The organism is Frankia sp. Allo2, from assembly GCF_000733325.1.
Taxonomy (GTDB): Bacteria; Actinomycetota; Actinomycetes; order Frankiales; family Frankiaceae; genus Frankia; species Frankia casuarinae.
In genome coordinates, this window is record NZ_JPHT01000016.1 from 21,624 (window position 1) to 28,377 (window position 6,754).

The 6,754-nt window shown below is 69.5% G+C and carries 3 protein-coding genes; all 3 read left to right on the forward strand.

The annotated features are described in order from the left end of the window. Positions 1 to 214 precede the first annotated feature (214 nt). The 3 genes from nifJ (ALLO2_RS24460) to ALLO2_RS12720 all read left to right on the forward strand — a co-directional run bounded on the left by nifJ (ALLO2_RS24460) (position 215) and on the right by ALLO2_RS12720 (position 6,655). The gene (nifJ, locus tag ALLO2_RS24460; protein WP_084588425.1) at positions 215 to 2,680 is read left to right on the forward strand and encodes a pyruvate:ferredoxin (flavodoxin) oxidoreductase; all 2,466 of its coding nucleotides are present in this window, start codon (positions 215 to 217) and stop codon (positions 2,678 to 2,680) included. Further along, positions 2,592 to 5,825 carry a pyruvate:ferredoxin (flavodoxin) oxidoreductase gene (gene nifJ / locus ALLO2_RS12715; RefSeq protein ID WP_232235067.1) on the forward strand — a complete coding sequence of 1,078 codons (3,234 nt, stop codon included), beginning with the start codon at positions 2,592 to 2,594 and terminating at the stop codon, positions 5,823 to 5,825. The genes nifJ (ALLO2_RS24460) and nifJ (ALLO2_RS12715) overlap by 89 nt, the downstream gene beginning before the upstream one ends. Before the next feature lie 221 nt (positions 5,826 to 6,046). Then, positions 6,047 to 6,655, forward strand: a complete 609-nt coding sequence (locus tag ALLO2_RS12720; protein WP_011436457.1) for a heme-binding beta-barrel domain-containing protein — start codon at positions 6,047 to 6,049, stop codon at positions 6,653 to 6,655. The last annotated feature ends 99 nt before the right edge of the window (positions 6,656 to 6,754 follow it).

Genomic DNA, 6,754 nt, shown 5'->3' on the forward strand with positions numbered 1-6,754 from the left:
TCCTCGCTCCCGGTCGCGCGCTCCGCCCGGCGGCGGAGGGACGTCGTGTCTCCTCGGCCGGACCCGCAATGCTTCCGCGTCCGGTTCACCAGCAGACTACGGCTGTTTCTGGATCGGTAACGTCGTCGGGAGTCGGATACTGGTGACTTCCGCCTTCGGGGACGGGAAGGAAGTCCCTCCTCGATCCGCCTCCGGACGCCTGAGTCTGGGATGTATGGGTCAGAAGACGATCGATGGGAACGAGGCCGCCGCGTTGGTGGCCTACCTGGCGAGCGAGGTGATCGCGATCTATCCGATCACCCCGGCGTCGGCTATGGGGGAGCTGGCCGATGCGTGGGCGGCGAAGGGCCGCCCGAACCTGTGGGGTGCGGTGCCCGAGGTCGTCCAGCTGCAGAGTGAGGGTGGTGCCGCCGGCACTGTGCACGGGGCGTTGCAGGCGGGNGNGCTGTCGNCGACGTTCACCNCCNCNCNGGGNCTCCTGCTGATGCTGCCCAACATGTTCAAGATCGCCGGCGAGCTCACGCCGATGGTTCTTCACGTCGCGGCCCGGACCGTGGCCACGCACGCACTGTCGATCTTTGGTGATCACAGTGATGTGATGGCGGCGAGGTCGACCGGTTTCGCCATGCTGTGTTCGGCGTCGCCGCAGGAGGCGCATGACCTGGCCGCGGTGGCGCATGCGGCAACGCTCGAGTCGCGGGTACCGTTCCTGCACTTCTTCGACGGTTTCCGCACGTCGCACGAGCTGAACGAGGTGGCGTTGCTCGACGACGGCACGCTGGGTGGTCTGCTGGCTGCCGGGCATATCGATGCCCATCGCCGCCGGGCGTTGTCCCCCGACCGTCCGGTGATCCGGGGCACCACCCAGGATCCCGACACGTTCTTCCAGGCCCGGGAGGCGTCGAACACGTTCTACGCCGCGGTTCCCGGGATTGTGCAGGGGGTGATGGACCGGCTGGCCGCGGCGACGGGCCGGGCCTACCGTCTGTTTGAGTATCAGGGTCATCCCGAGGCCGAGCGGGTTGTGGTCGTCATGGGGTCGGGTCGGTCGGCGGTGCGGGAGGCGGTCACCCGGCTGGTCGAGCGAGGCGAGCGGGTCGGGTTCGTCCAGGTTCGTTTGTTCCGTCCCTTCGACGGCCGGGCGTTGCTCGCGTGCCTGCCCTCGACGGTGCGGTCGGTCGCGGTCCTGGACCGGACGAAGGAGCCGGGCGCGTCGGGTGAGCCGTTGCGGCTGGATGTCGTCGCCGCGTTCGCGGAACGGCCCGAGCGGATGCCGCGGGTGATCGGTGTCCGTTACGGGTTGGCGTCGAAGGAGTTCACCCCGGCGATGGCGGCGGCGGTGTTCGACGAGCTGGCCGGCGCGGCGCCGCGCCGGGAGGTGACGGTGGGTATCCGCGACGACGTCACGGACCTGTCGCTCGAGGTGGACGACGACCGTGTCCCGGAGCCGGATGACGTGCTGCGGGCGGTGTTCTACGGGCTCGGTAGCGACGGCACGGTGGGTGCCACGCGGGCAACGGCCGGTATCGTCGCAGCTCGCACGCCGCTGCACGCGCAGGCGTACTTCGTGTTCGACTCCAAGAAGTCGGGGTCGATGACGGTCTCGCATCTGCGGCTGTCGCCACGACCGGTCGACTCCCCGTGGCTTATCCAGAACGCCCAGTACGTGGGCTGTCATCAGTCCTCGCTGCTGGAACGGGTGGACGTGCTCGCCGTGGCCGCGCCGGGTGCCACCGTGCTGCTCAACAGCCCGCATGCGCCGGAGAGGGTGTGGGAGCATCTGCCGGCCGACGCGCAGCGGCACCTGCTCGACCGGGATGCGCGCCTGTTCGTCGTCGACGCCGACCGGGTGGCGAAGCAGGCCGGCATGCCCGGGATCGTAAGCCCGGTGCTGCAGACCTGTTTCCTGGCGCTGTCCGGTCTGCTGGACCGCGACGAGGCGATCGCGGCGGTCAAGGACGGGGTCCGCGCCGCCCGCGGCAAACGCGGTGACGCCGTGCTGCAGCGTAACTTCGCCGCCATCGATGCCGCGCTCGACGCCCTGCACGAGGTCGACCTGCAGGCTCGTGTGGTCACGGGCCAGGCGCGCCGGCAGCTGCTCGGCGAGGCGCCCGCATTCGTCCGGCAGGTGACGGCGCGGATCATGGCAGGGGAGGGGAACCTGCTTCCCGTCAGCGCACTACCGGCTGACGGCACCTTCCCCGTCGGGACGGCCCGGTACGAGAAACGCGGCCTGACCCGCGAGCTTCCGGTGTGGGATGCGGACCTGTGCATCGACTGCGGCAAGTGCGCGATTTCCTGCCCGCACGCCGCCATCCGGATGACGTTGTTCGACCCGGCGCGGCTCGCCGACGCGCCGGCGTCGTTCCGGCACAAAAAGCCGAAGGACCGCACCCTCGCGGCGTTCCGGCTCGCGGTGCAGGTGGCACCGGACGACTGCACCGGCTGCGGCATCTGCGTCGAGGCCTGCCCGGCGAAGAGCCGGGAGATCGAGGGCCATCGCGCCCTGGACATGGTCGACGCCGCACCCCGCTTCGAGGAGGAACGTGCCGGATGGGCGTTCCGCGAANCTCCTGCTGATGCTGCCCAACATGTTCAAGATCGCCGGCGAGCTCACGCCGATGGTTCTTCACGTCGCGGCCCGGACCGTGGCCACGCACGCACTGTCGATCTTTGGTGATCACAGTGATGTGATGGCGGCGAGGTCGACCGGTTTCGCCATGCTGTGTTCGGCGTCGCCGCAGGAGGCGCATGACCTGGCCGCGGTGGCGCATGCGGCAACGCTCGAGTCGCGGGTACCGTTCCTGCACTTCTTCGACGGTTTCCGCACGTCGCACGAGCTGAACGAGGTGGCGTTGCTCGACGACGGCACGCTGGGTGGTCTGCTGGCTGCCGGGCATATCGATGCCCATCGCCGCCGGGCGTTGTCCCCCGACCGTCCGGTGATCCGGGGCACCACCCAGGATCCCGACACGTTCTTCCAGGCCCGGGAGGCGTCGAACACGTTCTACGCCGCGGTTCCCGGGATTGTGCAGGGGGTGATGGACCGGCTGGCCGCGGCGACGGGCCGGGCCTACCGTCTGTTTGAGTATCAGGGTCATCCCGAGGCCGAGCGGGTTGTGGTCGTCATGGGGTCGGGTCGGTCGGCGGTGCGGGAGGCGGTCACCCGGCTGGTCGAGCGAGGCGAGCGGGTCGGGTTCGTCCAGGTTCGTTTGTTCCGTCCCTTCGACGGCCGGGCGTTGCTCGCGTGCCTGCCCTCGACGGTGCGGTCGGTCGCGGTCCTGGACCGGACGAAGGAGCCGGGCGCGTCGGGTGAGCCGTTGCGGCTGGATGTCGTCGCCGCGTTCGCGGAACGGCCCGAGCGGATGCCGCGGGTGATCGGTGTCCGTTACGGGTTGGCGTCGAAGGAGTTCACCCCGGCGATGGCGGCGGCGGTGTTCGACGAGCTGGCCGGCGCGGCGCCGCGCCGGGAGGTGACGGTGGGTATCCGCGACGACGTCACGGACCTGTCGCTCGAGGTGGACGACGACCGTGTCCCGGAGCCGGATGACGTGCTGCGGGCGGTGTTCTACGGGCTCGGTAGCGACGGCACGGTGGGTGCCACGCGGGCAACGGCCGGTATCGTCGCAGCTCGCACGCCGCTGCACGCGCAGGCGTACTTCGTGTTCGACTCCAAGAAGTCGGGGTCGATGACGGTCTCGCATCTGCGGCTGTCGCCACGACCGGTCGACTCCCCGTGGCTTATCCAGAACGCCCAGTACGTGGGCTGTCATCAGTCCTCGCTGCTGGAACGGGTGGACGTGCTCGCCGTGGCCGCGCCGGGTGCCACCGTGCTGCTCAACAGCCCGCATGCGCCGGAGAGGGTGTGGGAGCATCTGCCGGCCGACGCGCAGCGGCACCTGCTCGACCGGGATGCGCGCCTGTTCGTCGTCGACGCCGACCGGGTGGCGAAGCAGGCCGGCATGCCCGGGATCGTAAGCCCGGTGCTGCAGACCTGTTTCCTGGCGCTGTCCGGTCTGCTGGACCGCGACGAGGCGATCGCGGCGGTCAAGGACGGGGTCCGCGCCGCCCGCGGCAAACGCGGTGACGCCGTGCTGCAGCGTAACTTCGCCGCCATCGATGCCGCGCTCGACGCCCTGCACGAGGTCGACCTGCAGGCTCGTGTGGTCACGGGCCAGGCGCGCCGGCAGCTGCTCGGCGAGGCGCCCGCATTCGTCCGGCAGGTGACGGCGCGGATCATGGCAGGGGAGGGGAACCTGCTTCCCGTCAGCGCACTACCGGCTGACGGCACCTTCCCCGTCGGGACGGCCCGGTACGAGAAACGCGGCCTGACCCGCGAGCTTCCGGTGTGGGATGCGGACCTGTGCATCGACTGCGGCAAGTGCGCGATTTCCTGCCCGCACGCCGCCATCCGGATGACGTTGTTCGACCCGGCGCGGCTCGCCGACGCGCCGGCGTCGTTCCGGCACAAAAAGCCGAAGGACCGCACCCTCGCGGCGTTCCGGCTCGCGGTGCAGGTGGCACCGGACGACTGCACCGGCTGCGGCATCTGCGTCGAGGCCTGCCCGGCGAAGAGCCGGGAGATCGAGGGCCATCGCGCCCTGGACATGGTCGACGCCGCACCCCGCTTCGAGGAGGAACGTGCCGGATGGGCGTTCCGCGAAACGCTGCCGGCGGTCCCACCGGCGCTCGCCCCACCGGACACGGTCCGCGGCTCGCAGCTACGGGAGCCGCTGTTCGAGTTCTCCGGCGCCTGCGCCGGCTGCGGGGAGTCGCCCTACCTCAAACTGCTCACGCAGCTGTTCGGTGACCGCATCATCGTCGCCAACGCCACGGGATGCTCGTCCATCTACGGCGGCAACCTGCCGACCACACCCTGGTCGGCGGGCACCGACGGCCGCGGCCCGGCCTGGGCGAACTCGCTGTTCGAGGACAACGCCGAGTTCGGGCTCGGGATACGCCTCGCGCTCGACAGCCGGGCCCGCGAGGCCCGCCGACTGCTGCGCGCACAGACCGCGACGGTCGGCGGCACGCTCGTCGAGGCGCTGCTCACCGCCGACCAGTCGACCGAGGCCGGCATCCTCGACCAACGCCAGCGGGTGGCCGAACTACGCCGGCGGCTGGCCACCGTCGACCACGACACCACCCTCGACGCTGTCCTCGACGACCTCGTCGACAAAAGCGTGTGGATCATCGGTGGGGACGGGTGGGCGTACGACATCGGCTTCGGCGGCCTCGACCACGTGCTCGCGTCGGGACGCGATGTCAACGTGCTCGTCCTCGATACCGAGGTGTACTCCAACACCGGTGGGCAGGCGTCGAAGTCGACGCCGCGCGCCGCGGTCGCGAAGTTCGCCGGCGGCGGCAAACGGACCCGCAAGAAAGACCTCGGGCTGCTCGCCGCCGCCTACGGCGACGTGTACGTCGCGCAGGTCGCCCTCGGCGCCAACGACCAGCACACGGTGAAAGCCTTCAACGAGGCGGCCAGCTGGCACGGCCCGTCCCTCATTGTCGCCTACAGCCACTGCATCGCCCACGGCATCACCATGACCGACGGCCTGGCCCACCAGAAAGCCGCGGTGAAATCGGGATACTGGCCGCTCTACCGGGTCGACCCCCGCGCGGAAAGGCCGTTCTCCCTCGACTCGCGGGCACCGTCCATCCCCTTCAGCGAGTTCGCCGCCACCGAATCCCGGTTCACCCTCCTCAACACCGTCAACCCCGACGAAGCCGACGAGCTCGCGGCACTCGCCCAACGCGACATCCTCGGGCGCTGGCAGACCTACNAACACGAANCCNCCCNCCCCCGCCACACCACCACGTAAGACTGAAGCGGCGCCGTACCCACCAAAGCGCCGTGCCCACAGACCGGCGAAATGTTCGATCTTGAGGGCGAGCCCGTGAGCACGGTGAATGTGCCGTCCGGCGCGGCTTGAGAGTCGCGCAACAGCGGCTTGCAGGAATTTGACAGTAATGTCGAGATGTTCCGGGCATGTTCCGGAATTGTGCCACCTGTAGGTGGTTCCTCGTTCAAGGAGGATTTGCGGTGACGAAAACGACAGGAAAGCCAGGGAAGACGGAGAAGGCGGGAAAAGTCGGCCCGGAGTTCGGTCCGTTGGCGGCCCTGGCCGGTGCGTGGGAGGGCGACCAGGGGGTGGACGTTGCCTTCGGCAACGCCGAGGGCACGATTATCGAGACCCCGTACCGCGAGAGGGTCACCTTCAAGCCCTTCGGTCCCGTGGACAACGGCCCGCAGTGTCTCTACGGCCTCGACTACCACATGGCCGCGTGGCGGGCTGGCGAGGAGAAGGCGTTCCACACTGAGATCGGCTACTGGCTGTGGGACGCCAATCTCGGCCACGTCATGCGGTGCTTCATGGTGCCCCGCGGTGCGGTCCTGATCGCCGGTGGTGCCGTGGCGCCGGACGCGACCGACTTCACCCTGCGGGCGCAGGCCGGCTCCCCCACGTACGGCATCCTGTCCAACCCCTACCTGGCGCGCGCTGCGAACAGTATCCGCTACGAGGTGAGCATCACCGTCACCGGCAACGGGAGCTTCGCCTACACCTCCACGACCACCATCGATCACGAGCGGGTGTCCGACCCGGTCGCCCATACGGACCGCAATGTGCTGCGGCGCCTGTCCGACGCTTAGCCGCCCGGCTTAGAGCGTGTCTCACGTCGAGTGCGGGAGCTTCTTCCAGCAGGTGATCGCGGCAGCCAGGCAGAGGAACCCGAGGAAGTTGTAGCCGTT